We start from the raw sequence: 17564 nt of genomic DNA, 5'->3' as shown, positions 1-17564 counted from the left end.
GGCGCTCCTACGGTCATGGGCATTTGCTTTTGTAGGAGCGGCGTCCCGCCGCGAGCTCTTTCCCTGGCGGTTCGATAAAGCAAGAGCTCGCGCCGGGACGGCGCTCCTACGGTCATGGGCGTTTGCTTTTGTAGGAGCGGCGTCCCGCCGCGAGCTTTTTCCCTGGTGGTTCGATAGAGCAAGAGCTCGCGCCGAGACGGCGCTCCTACGGTCATGGGTGTTTGCTTTTGTAGGAGCGGCGTCCCGCCGCGAGCTTTTCCTTGGCGGTTCGATAGCGCAAGAGCTCGCGCCGAGACGGCGCTCCTGCGGTCATGGGCGTTTGCTTTTGTAGGAGCGGCGTCCCGCCGCGAGCTTTTTCCCTGGTGGTTCGATAAAGCAAGAGCTCGCGCCGAGACGGCGCTCCTACGGTCATGGGTGTTTGCATCTCGTCCATCTGCAACCTGGATTCTCCCGCTACCCCTTGCGGGCCAGGCGCCAGATCGCGACGGCGCTGAAGAGCGCGGTGTAGGCGATCAGCGAGACGATGGCGATCATGAGGGGCTCGAACTGGAACTTCGTGGCGCCGGCCGCATACATTGCGAGCTGGTCGAGATGGAACTGTGGCCAGATGGGCGTTTGCCAATACATCGACTTCGGCAGCGGGAAGAACATGCCCGACAAGTAGCATCCGGGTAGATAGATGAGATTGGCGTAACCCGGTGCCGCCGATCCGCTGACCAGGGTGCCGACCATGAGCCCCATCGCACAGAACGGAATCGTGCCCGACAACAACGCGGCACTCATGGCGACCATCTGGCCCGCATCCAGTGCGAGCTTTCCGGAGGCCAGGGCAACGATGACCAGGGGCAGGTACGAAATGAACCCCAAACCAATGCCGCAGGCAATCTTCGCCACCAGCCACGCGCCCGCCGGCGCCGGCTGCGCGCGCTTGAGGCGCAACAGCCCCATGTCTCGCTCCAGCGCCAAGGTGGCACCGATGCCGAACAAGGCCGGCATGGTGACCGCCATGATGGCGAAGCCCGCGAACAGAAAGATGCCAACGCTCGGATCCTTGGCGATGGCTTCACCTGCGATCGCGACGGCGAACAGGGAGTACAGCGCCACGGGCAGCACGAGCACCGGAATGGCGATGCCGGGGTTGCGCAACTGCCGCATCAGCTCATAGCGCGTCTCCGCCAGATACGCGCCGAAGATGCGACGCGAAGTCGGAGCGGCCGGCGTAGAGCCGGCCGGGGTCAATGTCATCGAGTTCATGCGGCCTCCCGTGTCAATTCGGTAAATGCTTCATTGAGCCCCGCTTGGCGCACTTCGAGGCGCGCAAGCCTGGCGTCGCTTGCCAGCAGCCGGCGCACCACATCTTCGGCATCGGTGGCCGTGATCTGCAGCTTCATTGCATCGTGGCTGACCTCGACGACGCCCGGCCAACCGCGCACTTCGTCCGCGGTGACTGACGACTCGCAGCTGATCTGGCGACGCACGACCAGCGCGCGCATGTCGTCCACGCTACCGGCGGCTATGACGCGTCCCTTGGCGACGACCACGACGCGGTCCGCGAGCGCTTCGGCCTCTTCGAGATAATGCGTGGTCAGGACGATGGAACAGCCATCGGCGAGCAGTGTGCGAATACTCTTCCACAGCGCCTCGCGCGCCTGGATGTCCAGACCCACCGTTGGCTCATCGAGGAACAACACCTTCGGCCGTCCGCAGATCGCTACCGCGAATTGGGTCTGGCGCTTCTGGCCGCCAGACAGTTTTCCGTATGGGCGATCCGCCAACGGTGCGATTCCGGCACGCCGCAGCGTCTCATCGACTTCAAGCGGATTCGCGTAATAACTCGAGGCAAGGGCAACGAGCTCGCCTACGCGCAATTCCTTCGGCATCTCGACGTCCTGCATCATCACGCCCAGTCCGCGGCGCCGCGCGATGTCTTGTGGACTGCCGCCGAGCAGCGTGACGGCGCCTGCATCCGGTTCGATGAGGCCCAGCCATAGCGATATCGCGGTGGACTTGCCGGCGCCGTTGGGGCCGAGCACGGCCAGCAGTTCGCCGGGACGCACTTCGATGTCGATGCCGGCGAGCGCCGTGGTGGCGCCGAACCGCTTGGTGATGCCGTGAAGCCGCGCCACCGGCGCGCCGCTGCCGCTGTCGGTGCCGGCTGGCAAAGGCGAGGTTGGTGTTGAGCCAGGCGGTAGAGGGTTTCGACCAGGGTGGCGAGGATACTTGCGGCCGTTGAGCCACTGGCCAATGAAGGTGGACCGCACCAGATAGTGATAGCTGAGGAACAGCACCACGAAGCTCGCAACCAGGATGAAGGGATACTTCACGCTCCAGTGCAATGGCCAGTGGCCCACCCACACCTGGAACGCCACCACCACCGGCAGGTGCACCAGGTAGATCCAGTACGAAGCGTCGGCAATGTAGCGGCGCACGGCGCTGTAACTGGACAAGAAGCGAAGCGCCACGCCGGTGAGCGCAAACACCCAGCTCCACACCGCAACGCCGAAGGCCAGCGCATAAAGCGTCTTGGTAGTGCCGGGCACGGCCATGGGTGTGCTGTGCATGACGTGGATGAGCCAGCCGGTGGCGACCACGGCAAACACCAGGTGCTGGATCCAGCGCGAGGAAAGCAGCGTCAGCGCGTCCTTTGAGCGATGCACCAGCCAGCCGATGGTGAATGCCGTGCCGAAGCCCACCATGGCGGGAACCTGTGGGATGAGCGACTGGTCGGGCGTGGGAATGCCCTGCCAGTAGAACCACATCGGCAGCGCCATGAGCGCGGCAGCCAGTGGAATGCCGAAGACGAACACGCCGGTCATGGTGCGAATCGAGCCCGACAGCAACGTGTCGGCGAAGCAGCGCAGCTTCTGCGCGTGGTCCAGGCGCGCGACGATCGCGCGGACGGCGAGCACCACCGCGTAGATGAGCAACAGTTGATAGAGGAACCACAGGTGGGTGAGCGGAAAGGCGCCCGGAGTCTTGGGCATCTCCGGCATGGGCGGCACCGTGCCGCCGAACACCTTCGTCATCCCGGTGACCCATATGAAGCTGATGAGGGGAAACAGCACGACCCAGCCGGCGACCAGCGGTAGGGCGATGCGCTTGCCGCGATTGACCCAGAACGGGCCGGTGCCGAGCCTCAGGTGCAGTAGCCGCCCGAAGTAGCCGGCGATGAAGAAGAACAGCGACATGCGGAAGATGTGGGCGACGAAAGCCGCGTCGCTCAGGAACTGGCTTGGCGAGTTGTCGTTCATGGCCCAGATCCCGGGTGGCCAGCCGGGCATGAACGAGAGCGCCGCGTGAAACGCGACACCCAGCAGCAAGGCGAAGCCGCGTACCGCGTCCAGTGCGTGCAAGCGGTTCTCGGAGACAATAGTGTTATTCATGTTGTGCCCCTTCAGATGAAATCGCGACGGCGCGCCGCCACGAAGTAAGGCAGTGAGAGCGCGACCAGCAGCGTCGCGGCTTCGGCCGCGAGCACTATCCAGAAAGCGCCGTTCCACACCGGCACTGCCGCGTGCAGATGGTCGTTCAACGACGGAACGCCGCCGACCAGGAAGATGAACAGCGTGACGCCCATGTTGGTCACGATGATCACAATGGTCATGACGCCCTCGGAGGCGGTGTGCAGCGCGCCACACAGCACCACCGAGAAGTTGACCAGCATGAAGCCGGACAGCAGCAACGCGAACGGCAGCAGGCCGTCCGGCAGGTTGGGCCTCACCAGCAGGAGCGCGACGGTACCGGCGCTGAGGATCGCCCACGGCACGAGGTAACAGAGAAAGAGGCCGAAGAGCTTGATTCGCACATAATCGCCGGGCGACAAAGGCAGGCTCAGTACGAACTGCAGGGCGTGTTCCTTGCGTTCGTTCGCAATGCCGAGCATCGCCAGCATCACGCCGAAGGCGATGATGGACGTGAGCCAGGTCAGCATGCCGATGTTGAAACGCATTTGGCCTTCGGCGGCGATGGCCAGGCCGGCGAGTCCGGCGACCGTCGAACCGACGATGAGCCAGCGGTGCAGATAGAACTCCTTGGCGATCAGTTTTCGAGTCAGCATGTTCATTCGCCGCGCGCCTCCCGGTGATGCATGACATTTGCGACGAAGATCTCCTCGAGACTCATGCGGTGCACTTCGCGCACGCTGGAGCCGAGGAACGCGATCAGGTCCTTCGAGTAGTGATTGGTCGTCAGCGTCACGAACTGACCGTCTGCCACCTGGCTCACCAAGTGCGGCAGGTCGGGCAGCGTGGCGCCGGAGGGGAGCTGCAGTTGAATGCGGCGCCAGCGTTCCAGGAAGTCTTCCTTGTCATTGCTGTCCACCAGGCGGCCGCGATCGATGAAAGTAATGCGATCGGAAATGCGCTCCACATCAACCGTGTTGTGCGACGAGAACAGGATGGAGCGATCCTCATCACGCAATACGTCCATGAACTCGGCGAGGACTTCGTGGCGTGCTACCGGATCCAGGCCCGAGGTCGGCTCATCGAGAATCAACAGCCGCGGCCGACGGGCGAGGGCGAGCATCAGCACCGCCTTCACATGCTCGCCGCTCGATAGGCCGCTCACGTTCTGGTCGATGCGCAGGTTGAAGCGCTTGACCAGCGCCTTCGCGTACTGCGGGTCCCACCCCGGATAGAGGGAAGCGACGAACTTCATGTGCCAGCCAACGCTTGCATGACCGAAGAGGCGCATGTCATCGGACACGAAGCCGATATCGCGCTTGGCGATCGCCTGCGCGTCCGGCATCGCGTGGCCGAGCACGCGCACCTCGCCGGCATCGGGCGTGAGCAATCCCGTCATGAGGCGGATGCTGGTGCTCTTGCCGGCGCCATTGGGCCCCACGAACCCCATGATCTGGCCGGGCTCGAGGTCGAGCGACAGGTCCTCGAGGGTGAAGAAGCGGAATGCCTTTCGAACATTGCGCATCTCGATGTGCTTGGTCGTGGTCATTTCTTGTCCAGGGAGCGAATGGCGCGGCGCAGTCGCTCCGCGAGTTCATCGGGCGTAAGTCCAAGCTGGCGACCGAGACCGGCGGCGATGGCCAGGTGTTCGTCGAGTTCTTCTGTTTTGAGCTCGTTCGCCAGACCGTTCACGTCGGCGACGAACGAGCCCTTGCCGTGGCGCGTCACGATGACGCCCCCGTTTTCGAGTTCCAGATAGGCGCGTTTGACCGTGATCACACTGACGCTCAAGGCCGCTGCCAATGCACGAATCGACGGTAATTCCTTGCCCGCTGGCCAATCGCCCGCCGCGATGCGAGCGCGGATCTGCTCCATGATCTGCAGATACATGGGGCGGACGTCGGTTTGCGAGATGTTTATGCTGCTGTACATACTGTGTATATAGTGTATGCACAGTTGCGAATCGAATACCAGCCCCCCCCGGGCGAATATTCGAGACCGAACGGGAAAGGGGCAGGTTGGACCGCCCCGCTCTGGGTTCGGCCGGCCGCGGGGCCTGACTCCCGCAGAACGGTTCGCTGTTGGGTCTAAGCGGGGCAATGCCCGCCTGGCTTGTCGATGCGGGCCGGGCAGCGCCAGACCCGTTCCCCCCAATCGGTAGCCGCGCTCGAATTCCGGACCCCGCTGCACGCCGAACGAACAGCCGTCAGTACTATCGTTTTGGCATGGGCAAGACCACCGGCGCCATCCGCTTCAAGACGAAACTGTTGCGGCCGGCGCAGCCGAAGGGCGCGGCCTGGACCTTCCTGATACTGCCGGCCGAGGCCAGCGCCAAGCTGCCTGCACGCAGCCAGGTCACCGTGGACGGCACGCTGGACGGGCATGCCTTCCAGGCCACGCTGGACCCGGACGGTCAGGGCAGCCATTGGCTCAAGGTGGACAAGGCGCTGCGTGAAGCCGCCGGCGTTGCCGTGGACGCCACGGTGGCTCTGGAGATGGCCGCAGTGGAAACCGAGCCCGAACCCCAGGTGCCGCCCGATGTGCGCAAGGCGCTGGCCGAGCATCCCGCGGCCAAGGCGCAGTGGGCCAGCCTGACGCCGGTGGCGCGCCGCGACTGGATCCACTGGATCACCTCGGGCAAGAAAGCCGAGACGCGGGTGAAGCGCATCGCCACCGCCTGCGACAAGCTGGCTTGCGGCCAGCGCCGTGCCTGTTGTTTCGATCGCTCCGGCATGTACAGCAAGGGCAACATGGGCGCGCCCGAGGCAGCGGAGTAATCGCGCCAAGTTGGGATGCATGCCGACGCCGCTGCGAGTGCCGGCATGCCTCCAAGAGTTGCGGCAATCGAGGCGGCAGGTTCATGCCTCTACTTGCGCAGTTCGTGACGTTACGAATCGCGGGCGCGGGGTTGCAGTTCACGACGCTTACTACACTTCCATCGCACCCAGGATGTGGTGAGCGAACGCACCTGGGATTCCTTGCGCAGACAACGCCCCCAAGCGCGGCCCTTGGCCTTGCCTGGGCTACTTGTCCAGGCGCAGCGCCTGCCTGCTGCCGGTTTCGCAGGCGGCATAGATCGCATCGATGATTTTCAGATCTTTCAGACCTTCTTCGCCGTCGACGGGTACCACGGGTTTGTTCCCGTCCAGGATGATGCCGGCCATCTCGTCCATCTGGATGGTCTGGTGCATGGCGTGCGGCTGCGTGAGTTCGCCTTTGTGGGTACGGCCTTTGATGGGGCCATAACCCGTGGCAGGCTGCAGCTCGGCGAATCCCTTTTCGCCGGTCATGAAAAAGCGGTCCAGGTGGTTCATCTGATAAGTGGACAGGCACGACGCCACCGCGCCGCTGGGGAAGCCGAGCTGGAACTGGATGGTTTCATCCACCCCTTCCTTGAATTTGACCGGGTCGGTCTTGGTTTGCTGCGCGGTTACCCAGACCGGGTCTTCGCCCACCATGTAGCGGGCGCCGTTGATGGCGTAGATGCCGATATCCATCAATGACCCGCCACCTGCCAGCGCCTTGTCCAGCCGCCATTGATTCGGATCGCCAATGCGGAAGCCGCTCAGGCCTTGGAAGAACGAGATGTTGCCGAAATCGCCGGCCTTGCGCATGCGGATTATTTCCAGCGTCTTGGGTTCGAAATGCAACCGATAGCCCACCAGCAACTTCACGCCGGCCTGGGCGCAGGCATCGATCATCTCCTGCCCTTCCTTGGCGTTGACCGCCATCGGCTTTTCGCAGATGACGTGCTTGCCCGCTTTCGCGACGCGGATCGCCTGATCGCGGTGCAGCGCATTGGGAGTAATGATGTAAACCGCATCGATGTCCGGATCGTCCTTGATGCGGTCGAAATTCTCATAGTTGTACCGGCTCTTTTCCGGCACGCCGTATTTCGCTCCCCATTCCTGGAGTTTGGAAGGCGTTCCACTGATGAGCCCGGTCACTCTGGCGCGTTTGCACGACTGCATGGCTTCTGCCACTCGGTCGGCATAGCTGCCCAGTCCCATCAGCGCGACCCGCAACGTTGGGCCCGGATTACTGCCGGTGCCGGCACGGTCCGTTTGGGCGAATGCCCGATAGGGCGACAGCAGCGGCACGACCGCGGCCGATGCCACCAGCTTCTGCAGGAAGTTGCGACGAAGATGATCCATTGTCATGGCGGTAGATGAGGTTTGTGATCACACGGGCGAACAACTGTACAACCAGATCGGCCCCGCAAAAGAGGGCACAGGTCCGTTTATTCGGAATCCGCGGGGTAGGCTGAGGCCCATCGGCATCGGATGCGGATGCGTCCGCGGCGATCGGGGCTCGCCGCGCAAGTCATCTGGAGAAAGCCAGCATAGGATGCGGTGAGCGAAGCGAACCGCATCGCTCGCGAAGACCCGGCGCGAATGATGCGGTGCGCCTGCGGCTTACCGCATCCTCCGATGCTTACCTCACCCGCAACGCCCATCGCGCGCCCAATGCGCATGGCACCCCCACCAGGAACATGTGCACAGCGATGTTGGCCCATAGCGCCCAGGGCCAGGGCGGTGATTGTCCAGAGGGCGCGGCGGAGAGCGGGACGACGACGTGGATCATGACCGCCCACAGAAGGATGCCGTAGAGCGCGCCGTATAGGACGGGGCGCTGGATCAGGACGGGCAGGCGGCGCGCAACCCATGCGTACGCATACGCCATGGCGATGGTGATGGCGAAGTGCGAGGCCAAGCCGAGCAGGGCGGTGGTCCAGCCGCCGGCGACAGCGGCGTCATTGCCCACCCAGCCGGAGGCGATGGCCTGGAAGATACGCTTGGGCGTCGCGCCCAGCGTGCCCCACAGCGTGCACACCCACACCATGTCCAGCAGGCCGGCAATAGAGCCAGCCAATACCAGCGGTGGATGCGAAAGGCCGCCGGTGGTGTGGGCAAGCGTCCGAGCGTTCATGCGAAGCCTCGCAAGCAATGCGATGCCGCATTAGAACAAGCGCAGATGGCCCCGGCCAGGACCGCCGCTCGCATGGGAAAAGGAGCCAATTGCAACACACGTAGGATGTGGTGAGCAAAGCGAACCGCATCACTCGCGAAGACCCGTTGCGAACGATGCGGCGCGCCTGCGGCTTACCGCCTCCTACGTGCTGGCGGTCTGCTTCTATCCGAATGAGAGTCGGGTTGATGGAGCCAACCTTGCCTACCGACTCGATATCCCACTCAGTGCACCCGGGTGTAGCTGGTCCGCATCGGCGGAAGTTCGCCGGCACCATCCGGGCGTGGGATGGGCATGATGGTTTCCAGGCTATTGCCTCGACAGGTATAGCGCATGAACCCTTCCCCGGGGGGAGACGCCGGCAGGGCGCCGCGAACGGTCTGGCTCGGCGCGACCAGGCGTATCTCGCCGCTAAAGGCCTGCAGGTCGGAGCACAGGTGCAGACGGCCGTCGGCGGCGGACCAGCGTCCGCTGGCTTGCGCGCGGACATCGCCTTCCGCGCGCGTGCGGCTGCCGTCAGGTTGTATTGATAGCGACGCGGTTATCTCGCTGGTCAGATACATGCCGTCTCGCTGAAGCGTAAGGGTCGGAGCGGCACCTCTCTCCAAGCGGAGTCGCGCGGCAGCGGGCATGTTCTCGCGCAGCCACTGCGCGGCGCCGCCGCCGCTCTCTCGCCAGCTCCCCACCAGGCAGGCATCGATCTCGGTGATGCCGCCGCACTGCGCGCATCCCGAGGCCTGGCGGACGCCGAACCGTCGGTCGGCCGTAGTGTCGTCCGCGTTGGCGGCGACGATCAGGTAGTGGCTGTCGCCGTCCAGGCTGGTGTCTATTTGCGGGGGCAGGGGCGCCCAATCGCCGCGCTGCCGCGGACGTCGGCTAACGTACATGCGTTGCGGCGCGATCTGGGTATCCCAGACACCGCAAGCAACCTCGGCGACCCTGGCTGCCACCGTGAAAGGTGGCAGCAAAAGCCGCTCACTGCGATCGCGGTCCCAGGTCCAGCGTGTCTCCAGCGCCAGCGTTGCCCGAAACGGCGGGCCGTGCGGGCGGCGGATATTTCCATCGGCCAGATCGAGCGCGAAACGCATCCATTGGCTGTCGGAGATCGCGTCGCGCAATGCCTGGCGTTGCGCGGCTTGCGCCGGGTTCTGCGGCATGCCGGCAAGGAACCACATGACCCGCTCCGGACCTTCCCGTTGAGCCAGCCACAGGAAAAATACCAACGACTCGTAGTCGTGCCGGTACAACGGCTTGCGCTGGATCGCGAATGCGAAATCGTCTGCCTGGTCCTGGTACTGCGAGGCATCGGGTAGTGCGAGCGAAGCGAACCATTCGGCCGAACCTTCGATCCACCACGTGCCGCCGCGGCCTTCTTGATAGGTCTTGTTTTGTCCGGGACTGTAGGTGGCGGCCTGAACGCAATGAAATATTTCGTGCGCGACGGTGGGTGCTATTTCGTCGGGACCGGCCGCGCCGAGATAGAGGGTGATCTGGCACTCGGCGGTGGCCTCGCCGGTGCGGGCGACGCCGTTCGCGATGGCCAGCGTGTCTTCATCCGGCGGCGGCACATCGTGTACCAATAAGATGCTGACGTCGTATATCGAGTAGCGGCCCACGCGGCCCAGCGCCGCGATAGCGGCACGCAGCCCGCGGGCGGCCTGGTTCAACGAAGTGGCGGCGACCGTCGGATCGCGATGATGGAGGATTCGCAGACGCCGCCGACCTTCCGGCGTGGCTAACGGGTACTGTGCGGATGCTACGCAGTCGTAGTTGCGCAGCCGTTCGTCGAACCGCTGCAAATAGGTCGGGTTTGCGCAGGTCCCGAAGCCGGCATGGACTTGGCCGGCGGCCAGCAGCAGGCATAGCGAGCTCAGCCCACATAGCAAATAGTGGGTCCGGCGCCGGAAAAGGAACGACAGGCGTTGAATATGCATCATGCGGCTTCCGTTGCGACTGTGGATACATACGGAATTCGGTAGCGGCGGCTGCCATCGGAACGGGATCCGGGCGCCCGTGCCAGAACGAAGCAGGCCACCCGAAGGTGGCCTGCCTCTCAACTGTAGTTACACGCGATGCGCGCAATCAGAACGGATACGCCAGACTCATTTCCATGCGCTTGTCGCTTTCACCGAACACGCGGTGAGATTGCAAGCCCAGGTTCATGTGCGCGGCGCCGCGGCGGTAGTCCAGGCCCAGTTGCATGCGATGGTCCAGGCCGTCCGGACGCATGCCCGGCAGTTGGAAGTCGAATTGATCGATGCCTTCCAAGCTGCCGGTCCGTACCGATGCGCTGTATGCCAGCGGCTTGACCAGGGCGAAATCGCCAGCCAGCTGCAATCCGGGAGCCACCGACCAGCGCCAGCCCATGCCGGTTTCCATATTCAAACCTTGAGCGGTTACAGCGCCGGCCGAAAGGTTGAATTCGCCGGAACCGGTTTCGTTGAAGGAACCTTCGCTCTGACGATAAGCACTGGCCATCAGGCGCGGGCTCAGCTGCAGAGCACCCAGGTTCCAACCGCGGCTCAGCGTGCTGCTGAAGGCACTGCGGCTGACGTCGCGCTCACTGCGCGCACGCTGCCGCACGTTGCCATAGGCTAGGTTGCGGGTGGACTCCAGGGTGTGCCACTCGCTGCTCACACCCTGGCGCCACTCGAAACTGCCAAGCTGACGCGTCCAGCCTGCACCGAAGTAGTTGGAACGCAGACTGTCGCCGGAGGCATGCAGGCTACCTTCATTGGAAGCATGCAGGACGCCCATCTGAATGTCGGTGGCGCCCAGGCCATTGCGCAACGGCGTGACCAGACTCATCGCACTGCCTTGCCCTTGCGGACCCCAGCCCTGGCGAAGGCCGGGAGCGTAAGCGACGACCGAAAGACCGTTGGCCGGGCGCTGCGCGTCCATCGCCGTCCAGAACGCCTGACCGCCAGCCAGTGCCCGTTGCGTGCCGACCGCCAACGCCTGCCCCGACAGCTGGGACACCGCCTGCTCCAGGTCGCCGACACTGCCCAGTTCCAAGCTATGGAAAATGGCGCTGTTGGTATATGCCTGATCAAGTCCCTGGGCGAACCCGCTCAGGTCGCTGGCAACCAGGTCCGCGTAGTCGTTGCGGCTCATGGTGATGTCGACATTGCCGCTGTCGTCGCGTTGTGCTTGTGCGCTCCAGACGACGGTATGGCTGCGGATGTTGTCTTCGCCTCCGGTCGCGCCGACAAATACGTCATCAAGATGGACAACCGAATCCGCCGTTCCGCGAGTGAATCCGGTGTCCACATCGACATCCACCAGCTGACCACCGCCGCTGAGTACCATGCGGCCGGCGCTGCCGTCGGCATTCGTACCTACTGTATAGCCGCTGACACGATAGTCGGGACGCGAGATCTGATAGGGAACATCCGGTCCGGGGCGTTCGGCCGCGGCACTGCCGGCGTCGGCATATACGCCGCTGCCGGAACCGTAGACGTTGACCAGACCATTGTTGATGATCCGACCATTGCCTGTGCCAGTGACCTTGAACGCGTGCGAGTTATCGGCATGGATATTGATGACCGCGCCGACGCGGTTGTTCAGCGTGGCGCTGCCGTCGGATTGCATGGCGACCAGTCCGGTGCCATTCGCTCCACCGGCGGTTCCCAGGTTGATGGTGCCCTCGTTGATCAGGGTGGCGCCGTTGCGGCCGCTCATGGCGATGGCATTGTCGCCGGTTACCGTCAACGTGCCCTGATTGACGAAGGTGGCGCGCTGCCCCTGGGCATGCACCATCGCTTGGCCATGTGCGTTGCTGGAGATATGTCCGCCGACGCGGTTGATGCCTACGCTGTCGTGGCTATCGGCCACCAGTGTCAGCACGCGCGCGTCCGAATCCATGCGGATACTGCCGTAGTTGTCGAACGCCTCGATGCGCTCGTTCTTGCCGGCGATTCGCTGGGTGCTGATATCGAACAGCGAGGCGCCGGATCGGAGATTGATGGCTTCCACGTCGCCATGGTTTTCGAATTCCGCCATTTCGCGCAAAACGAACGTCGTGCCATCCAGATGCAGTTGGCCGCGCGCGCCACGGCCGGTGCTGTTATCGAAATCCGAATCGCCCGAGAGCGACACGGTGGAACCGCGCAGGCGCATGGTGCCGTTGTTCTCGATGTCGGATTCGCCGCTGAGACTGATGGTGGCGCCGTCAGCCGTCATCGTGTGGTAGTTGTCCAGGCTGCCGTCGCCGCTCATGTTCAGTCGGCCGTTCAAGGTCAGCGTGCCACGATTCTCCAGTTCACCATCATTTTGAATCGCTAACGTGGCCGCTCTGCCGATGGCCAGCGTGCCGTTGTTACGCAGATCACCGTCGCGGTGAATGGTTAGCGTGCCCGCATCGATCGACAGCTGACCATCGTTGCGCGCATTGTCGCCAGTCACTTGCGTGTTCGTGTTCTGCTGCCAATGAGCCTGCTGACCGGCGGCGACAAGCACGCCACCATTACCGTAGTTGCCGCCTTCGGTGCCGGGATTCGGGTTGATGGGATTACCGCCACCACCGCCGTCACCGCCACCGCCACCACCGCTATCGGAACCGCCACCGCCACCGCCGCCAGCCAATGCCGCACCGGCCAGGCCGATACCGGCCAGCCACCAGACACGGTTGGTGCCGGATTGCTTGGCGAACTCCGGCTTCTCGTCGACGCGCTTGCAGCTGGCATGGCGCGGCGTCGCATCGCAATCGATTTCCTCCGCCACTTTGGTTGCGGCCACGCCTTGGCCTGCGCCCGCCGGCACACCAGCAGCGAACGCTGCATGGCTCATGGCGGCCAGCGTCAACGCGACCGTTATTGACATGGGGTGGCGTTTGATACGTGCGCCAGGCGCAGCGACGCCTGAGCGATTACGAGGCGTTTCAATGGTGGGATAAGTTTGTGCGTTTTGCACGATGGTGATATGGCTCAATGCTCTGTCCTTTTGAACGCGTGGGTTGTCCGAATGCGAGCCCGCCAACAGCGGCAGACTCGACCAGATGGGTGGATCGCCAGCCGCACTCTGAAGGTCGAGTGCCATAGCGAAAACTCGCGCAATATCGCACTGGGGAACCCTCCTGACTTTAGAAAAAGTCCGAAAAATAGCTCTCGTTCGAAGGTCTTGCCCGCGGACGTGAAGTGGAGGTTTGTTGGACGGGTATCGCACCCACGGCGCACTGAGAACGCGCGGGCGGGCCGCACCCGACCGCCAGAACATCGGGTTCTTCAGCTTTCATCGACCGGATTTCGCACCAGTGCTTACGAAGTGCGTCGTCCACAGGCATGGGTCGGCCAATCAGGTGACTTGAATGCAATCGCAGCCACGCTCGATTCAGGCTGGAAGCAGGCAGGTGAAGTCGACTAAGGTGCTTTACCTCGCACTCGCAAGTCTTGCGCTAAGGTGTCCAGACCGCCGATATCGTGGCTATCGCCCGCGTCCATGGCGGCCGACGAGAACGAGGAGACAAGCATGACGACGAAGAGCAAGGCAACGACAGTGAACCGCTGCGTTAGAGGCATGGTGGCGGGTCTGCTGCTGACCCTGGCGGCGTCCGCGCTGGCGCATCACGGTTGGTCCTGGGCCGAGGAGAAGCAGACCACGTTGGAAGGAAAGATCGTGTCGGTATCGATGGCACCGCCACATCCGCAGCTGCAGGTTGAAGCGGCCGATGGTGCGCGCTGGCAAATCGACCTGGGCAATCCTTCGCAGACCGAGCGCTCCGGCTTCACCGCCAAGAGCGCCAACGCCGGCGACCAGATCACCGTGCTGGGCAACCGCAACAAGGAGCCGGGCAAGCGGCACATGAAAGCGGTGCGCATCACCGTCGATGGCCGCAACTACGACATCTATCCCGAGCGGTTGGCCGGCACGCCTTGAGCACCGCCATGGCGGTGGGCGCGATGGTGGTCGAGTGGATAGGTAACTGGCCGGGCGCGCGCTGGTTGCAGCAATCGGGCACTGCGTACCTGTTCGTCAACGCCGCGCATATTCTCGGCCTGGGCTTGCTGTTGGGCGCGATATTGCCGCTGGACCTGCGCCTGGTGTTGGGCCGCTCGCAGGCCGCGTTGTCCGTGCTGGCGCCGGTGGCGATACGTACAGCCGCCGCGGGTCTGGCGTTGGCCGTGCTCACCGGCGCGTGGCTGTTTTCGGTGAATCCCGTGGATTATCTGCAGAACACCGCCTTCCGCTGGAAGTTGCTGTTGCTCTCGCTGGCGTTGGTCAACGTGGTGGTTCAACACCGCCAATGGCGCTCGCCCGGCCTGCCAGACGCGACGCGAGCGTTGCCGTTGCGTGTACGCGTATTGGCGGGAACGTCGGCGTTGCTTTGGATTGCGACGCTGGTCGCGGGGCGGTGGATTGGGTTTCTTTGACGGTTACGCGTGGACGTAGAGAGGGTCGTGTCGTCGGTTATCTGTTGTAGGAGCGGCGTCTCGCCGCGAGCTCTTCGCTTCCGTCGCGATCTGATGCGAAGAGCTCGCGCCGGGGACGGCGCTCCTACAACGAACTTACGAAGACCGCCTACGCCATTTCGCAGATCAATTCACCGAACGCAGTGGATGCGGGCGTCTTGCCGCCATTGCTCCAGACCAGTGCGAAGTCGATGTTGGGCAGGGGTGGTAGGCCGTATTCCCCATCGATAATCCTCATGCCCGCTTTTACGTCATCGTGGGCGATGGCGGTGATCGCCAATCCGGCTTGCACGGCCGCGTGGATGCCTTCCTGGCTGTGCGAGGTGAAGACGATATGGCTATCGATGCCGGCTTCGTCCAGCGCACGCACACCGACTTGCCGATGCACGCAGGGCGGTGGGTAGAACGCGAACGGCAAGGGCGCGTTTCGCGGTGGCTCGAAAGATTCTGCCACCACCCAGACCAGTCGCGTGCGCCGTAGCAATCGTCCTGCGCCCAAGTTGTCCGGATCTCGCACCGAGATCACCACGGCCAGGTCCAGATCGCCCGTCTTGATCAACGCCGGCAGATCGAGATTGGCGCTGATGCTGACGTCCAATCGCACCGCCGGAAAATCGCGCGCGAAACGGCACAGCAATCGCGGAAGACGGCCGCTCATGAAGTTTTCCGGTGCGCCGAAGCGCACTGTGCCCGACAGCGGAGAAGGGTTGAAGCGCCGCGCCAGCGTATCGAACGATTGCAGGATTGTTTGCGCGTGCCGAAGCAATTCTTCGCCGTCTTCGGTCACCGTCAGGCTACGCGTCGTGCGACTAAGCAGGCGGCGGCCGACTTGTTCTTCCAGGCGCCGGATCTGGTGGCTGACCGCCGATTGGGTCAGGTGCTGGCGCTGCGCCGCGCGGGTGAAGCTGCCGGTATCGGCAACGGCGACGAAGGTACGCAGCAGGGTCGGGTCGAAGTCCATGACGCGGCAGGATACATGACGGAAATTAATGATATTCGCAAAACTAAATCATTTCCCTCATGAGATCGTCCTGCTGACAATGTAGTCGTTCCTTGTGGGAGCGACGTAAGTCGCGACGTTGATGTTTCCGGTCGCGACTTACCGGTGCCGGCATGCCGGCACCACTCCCACAAGGATGGCCTGCCTTCGCTGAGCCGCGACTTTCCCGACGTCTTCAGTCCCGAGCCAAGATGATCCGCATCAACCACAACATCGCCGCCTTGATGGCCGTTTCCCTCTCCTCGCTGATGTTCGGCCTGGAGATATCCAGCGTGCCGGTGATCCTGCCAACGCTGGAGCGCGAGCTGCAGGCGGATTTCGCGCAGATGCAGTGGATCATGAACGCCTACACCCTCGCTTGTACCTCGGTACTGATGGCGATCGGGACGCTGGGCGACCGCTATGGACGCAAGCGCATCTTCATCATCGGCCTGGTCCTGTTCGGGTTCACTTCGCTGATCTGCGGATTGGCGAGCAGCGCCTGGACGTTGGTCGCCGCACGATTCCTGCAAGGCGCCAGCGGCGGGGCGATATTGATCTGCGGTACCGCGATCCTGTCGCACCAGTTTCCCGCCGGTCGCGAACGTGCGCGCGCATTCGCTGTGTGGGGCGTGGTGTTTGGCATCGGGCTGGGTTTCGGGCCGATCATCGGCGGCGCGATTGTCGCGGTGTCCAACTGGCGCTGGGTGTTCCTGGTGCATGTGCCACTGATGGCGATGACGCTGCTTCCGCTGCTTATCGGCGTGCGTGAATCGCGCGATCCGCAGGCGAAGAAGCTCGATGGCCTGGGCATTGCGACGTTGTCGCTGGCTGTGTTCGGCCTGGTGTTTTACATCACGCAGGGGCCAAGTTTGGGATTGACCAGTGCGGCCGCGATTGGCATTGCGTTGGTCACCGCGGCGGCATTCGCTGTGTTCGTGTGCGCGGAGAAGAAACACCCGCATCCGATGTTCGATTTTTCGGTATTCAAGCTGCGCGATTTCTCCGGTGCCATGGTCGGCGCGGTAGCGATGAACTTCAGCTTCTGGCCCTTCATCGTGTACCTGCCGATCTATCTTGAAGGCGTGTTGGGCTACGGCGTTTTCGTCGCTGGCGCTTGCCTGCTTGCGTACACGCTGCCGGCATTGGTGATGCCGCCGCTGGCCGAGCGACTGAGCCTGCGATATCGCGCCGGATGGGTAATTCCAGCGGGGTTGTTCGTCATTGGTACAGGCTTCTTGTTGCTGCGAATGGGCGGGAACGCCGCAAACGCCAGCTGGACAACGCTGCTGCCAGGCCTGTTGTTAGCCGGTACCGGACTGGGCCTGACCAATACGCCGGTGACGAACACAACCACCGGCTCGGTTCCAAGCAATCGGGCGGGCATGGCTTCCGGCATGGACATGAGCGCGCGCTTCATCAGTTTGTCGATCAATATCGCGGTCATGGGGTTCATTCTGCTGTCTGGCATCCATTCCAATCTGCGGGATAGCCTAGGTGGTCACGTGAGTGCCGAGATCCTGCGCGCATCAGCGGAAAAGATCGCCGCCGGCAACCTATCTGTACTGGGTGATCTGCAGGCGTTGCCGCATGGGTTGGCCGCTTACGACGCGGTGCGCGCCGCACTCTCCCATGGCTTCGACTTGTTGATGTGGTACGCCGCCGTGGGCGTTTGGGTGCTCGCGGCGGTGAGCATGGCGATCTTCAACCTGGGCAGAGTTCGCACGACGACAGAATGCGCTGCTTCTTCGGGATCTCGGTAGTCGCACGAGCGGCCGTAGCTTCTGTAGGAGCGGCGTCCCGCCGCGA

General features: G+C 63.3%; 14 protein-coding genes and 1 pseudogene. 4 read left to right on the top strand and 11 right to left on the bottom strand.

The annotated features are described in order from the left end of the window. Positions 1 to 453: 453 nt before the first annotated feature. The 6 genes and pseudogenes from AB6O04_RS18280 to AB6O04_RS18255 all read right to left on the bottom strand — a co-directional run bounded on the left by AB6O04_RS18280 (position 454) and on the right by AB6O04_RS18255 (position 5291). Positions 454 to 1239, bottom strand: a complete 786-nt coding sequence (locus AB6O04_RS18280; protein ID WP_368565721.1) for an ABC transporter permease — start codon at positions 1237 to 1239, stop codon at positions 454 to 456. A gap of 11 nt (positions 1240 to 1250) precedes the next feature. Then, entirely contained in the window at positions 1251 to 2162 is a 912-nt protein-coding gene (locus tag AB6O04_RS18275; RefSeq protein WP_368565723.1) for an ABC transporter ATP-binding protein, read from the bottom strand. A 120-nt stretch (positions 2163 to 2282) separates the two neighbouring features. After that, a pseudogene (locus tag AB6O04_RS18270) lies at positions 2283 to 3383 on the bottom strand (acyltransferase family protein); the annotation flags it as partial. Between the two features lie 11 nt (positions 3384 to 3394). Then, the gene (locus AB6O04_RS18265) at positions 3395 to 4057 is read right to left on the bottom strand and encodes an ABC transporter permease (protein WP_368565720.1); all 663 of its coding nucleotides are present in this window, start codon (positions 4055 to 4057) and stop codon (positions 3395 to 3397) included. A 2-nt stretch (positions 4058 to 4059) separates the two neighbouring features. Beyond that, a complete protein-coding gene (locus tag AB6O04_RS18260) occupies positions 4060 to 4950 on the bottom strand; it encodes an ABC transporter ATP-binding protein (RefSeq protein ID WP_368565719.1) in 891 nt (296 codons plus the stop codon). Beyond that, the gene (locus AB6O04_RS18255) at positions 4947 to 5291 is read right to left on the bottom strand and encodes a GntR family transcriptional regulator (protein WP_368565718.1); all 345 of its coding nucleotides are present in this window, start codon (positions 5289 to 5291) and stop codon (positions 4947 to 4949) included. The genes AB6O04_RS18260 and AB6O04_RS18255 overlap by 4 nt, the downstream gene beginning before the upstream one ends. Positions 5292 to 5626: 335 nt before the next feature. On the opposite strand from AB6O04_RS18255, the gene AB6O04_RS18250 reads away from it, so the two are divergent. Next, positions 5627 to 6178 (top strand): YdeI/OmpD-associated family protein, encoded by a 552-nt coding sequence (locus AB6O04_RS18250; RefSeq protein WP_368565716.1) that lies wholly within the window; start codon positions 5627 to 5629, stop codon positions 6176 to 6178. Positions 6179 to 6424: 246 nt separating this feature from the next. Here the strand turns inward: AB6O04_RS18250 and AB6O04_RS18245 are convergent, their stop codons facing one another. The 4 genes from AB6O04_RS18245 to AB6O04_RS18230 all read right to left on the bottom strand — a co-directional run bounded on the left by AB6O04_RS18245 (position 6425) and on the right by AB6O04_RS18230 (position 13406). Beyond that, positions 6425 to 7555 carry a Gfo/Idh/MocA family protein gene (locus AB6O04_RS18245; protein ID WP_368565715.1) on the bottom strand — a complete coding sequence of 377 codons (1131 nt, stop codon included), beginning with the start codon at positions 7553 to 7555 and terminating at the stop codon, positions 6425 to 6427. A 280-nt stretch (positions 7556 to 7835) separates the two neighbouring features. Next, positions 7836 to 8330: a hypothetical protein gene (locus AB6O04_RS18240; RefSeq protein ID WP_368565714.1), complete on the bottom strand. Its 495-nt coding sequence runs from the start codon at positions 8328 to 8330 to the stop codon at positions 7836 to 7838. 263 nt (positions 8331 to 8593) lie between these two features. Then, a complete protein-coding gene (locus AB6O04_RS18235; RefSeq protein WP_368565712.1) occupies positions 8594 to 10306 on the bottom strand; it encodes a DUF6055 domain-containing protein in 1713 nt (570 codons plus the stop codon). Positions 10307 to 10451: 145 nt separating this feature from the next. Next, entirely contained in the window at positions 10452 to 13406 is a 2955-nt protein-coding gene (locus AB6O04_RS18230; RefSeq protein ID WP_368565711.1) for a hypothetical protein, read from the bottom strand. Positions 13407 to 13835: 429 nt separating this feature from the next. On the opposite strand from AB6O04_RS18230, the gene AB6O04_RS18225 reads away from it, so the two are divergent. Continuing rightward, on the top strand, positions 13836 to 14243 hold the full coding sequence (locus tag AB6O04_RS18225) for a DUF6152 family protein (RefSeq protein ID WP_368565710.1): 408 nt from the start codon (positions 13836 to 13838) through the stop codon (positions 14241 to 14243). Beyond that, complete coding sequence (locus tag AB6O04_RS18220) at positions 14240 to 14737, top strand: DUF6644 family protein (RefSeq protein ID WP_368565708.1); 498 nt, start codon at positions 14240 to 14242, stop codon at positions 14735 to 14737. Before AB6O04_RS18225 ends, AB6O04_RS18220 begins: the two co-directional genes overlap by 4 nt. 148 nt (positions 14738 to 14885) lie before the next feature. Here AB6O04_RS18220 and AB6O04_RS18215 read toward each other — a convergent pair whose 3' ends face one another. Beyond that, positions 14886 to 15737, bottom strand: a complete 852-nt coding sequence (locus AB6O04_RS18215) for a LysR family transcriptional regulator (protein WP_368565707.1) — start codon at positions 15735 to 15737, stop codon at positions 14886 to 14888. 230 nt (positions 15738 to 15967) lie between these two features. Between AB6O04_RS18215 and AB6O04_RS18210 the strand changes: the two genes are divergently transcribed. Next, complete coding sequence (locus AB6O04_RS18210; RefSeq protein WP_368565705.1) at positions 15968 to 17518, top strand: MFS transporter; 1551 nt, start codon at positions 15968 to 15970, stop codon at positions 17516 to 17518. Positions 17519 to 17564 lie beyond the last annotated feature (46 nt).

This window comes from Pseudoxanthomonas sp. UTMC 1351 (assembly GCF_040948865.1).
GTDB lineage: Bacteria > Pseudomonadota > Gammaproteobacteria > Xanthomonadales > Xanthomonadaceae > Pseudoxanthomonas_A.
The sequence above is the reverse complement of the archived record's forward strand: the minus strand, read 5'-3'. Positions and strand labels throughout refer to the sequence as shown.

Excerpts from the sequence above, each read along its gene's own strand:
- AB6O04_RS18250 (WP_368565716.1), top strand. The coding sequence starts at position 5,627 with ATGGGCAAGACCACCGGCGCCATCCGCTTCAAGACGAAACTGTTGCGG.
- AB6O04_RS18225 (WP_368565710.1), top strand. The coding sequence starts at position 13,836 with ATGACGACGAAGAGCAAGGCAACGACAGTGAACCGCTGCGTTAGAGGC.
- AB6O04_RS18265 (WP_368565720.1), bottom strand. The coding sequence starts at position 4,057 with ATGCTGACTCGAAAACTGATCGCCAAGGAGTTCTATCTGCACCGCTGG.
- AB6O04_RS18260 (WP_368565719.1), bottom strand. The coding sequence starts at position 4,950 with ATGACCACGACCAAGCACATCGAGATGCGCAATGTTCGAAAGGCATTC.
- AB6O04_RS18235 (WP_368565712.1), bottom strand. The coding sequence starts at position 10,306 with ATGATGCATATTCAACGCCTGTCGTTCCTTTTCCGGCGCCGGACCCAC.
- AB6O04_RS18245 (WP_368565715.1), bottom strand. The coding sequence starts at position 7,555 with ATGGATCATCTTCGTCGCAACTTCCTGCAGAAGCTGGTGGCATCGGCC.
- AB6O04_RS18255 (WP_368565718.1), bottom strand. The coding sequence starts at position 5,291 with ATGTATCTGCAGATCATGGAGCAGATCCGCGCTCGCATCGCGGCGGGC.
- AB6O04_RS18230 (WP_368565711.1), bottom strand. The coding sequence starts at position 13,406 with ATGGCACTCGACCTTCAGAGTGCGGCTGGCGATCCACCCATCTGGTCG.
- AB6O04_RS18240 (WP_368565714.1), bottom strand. The coding sequence starts at position 8,330 with ATGAACGCTCGGACGCTTGCCCACACCACCGGCGGCCTTTCGCATCCA.
- AB6O04_RS18215 (WP_368565707.1), bottom strand. The coding sequence starts at position 15,737 with ATGGACTTCGACCCGACCCTGCTGCGTACCTTCGTCGCCGTTGCCGAT.
- AB6O04_RS18210 (WP_368565705.1), top strand. The coding sequence starts at position 15,968 with ATGATCCGCATCAACCACAACATCGCCGCCTTGATGGCCGTTTCCCTC.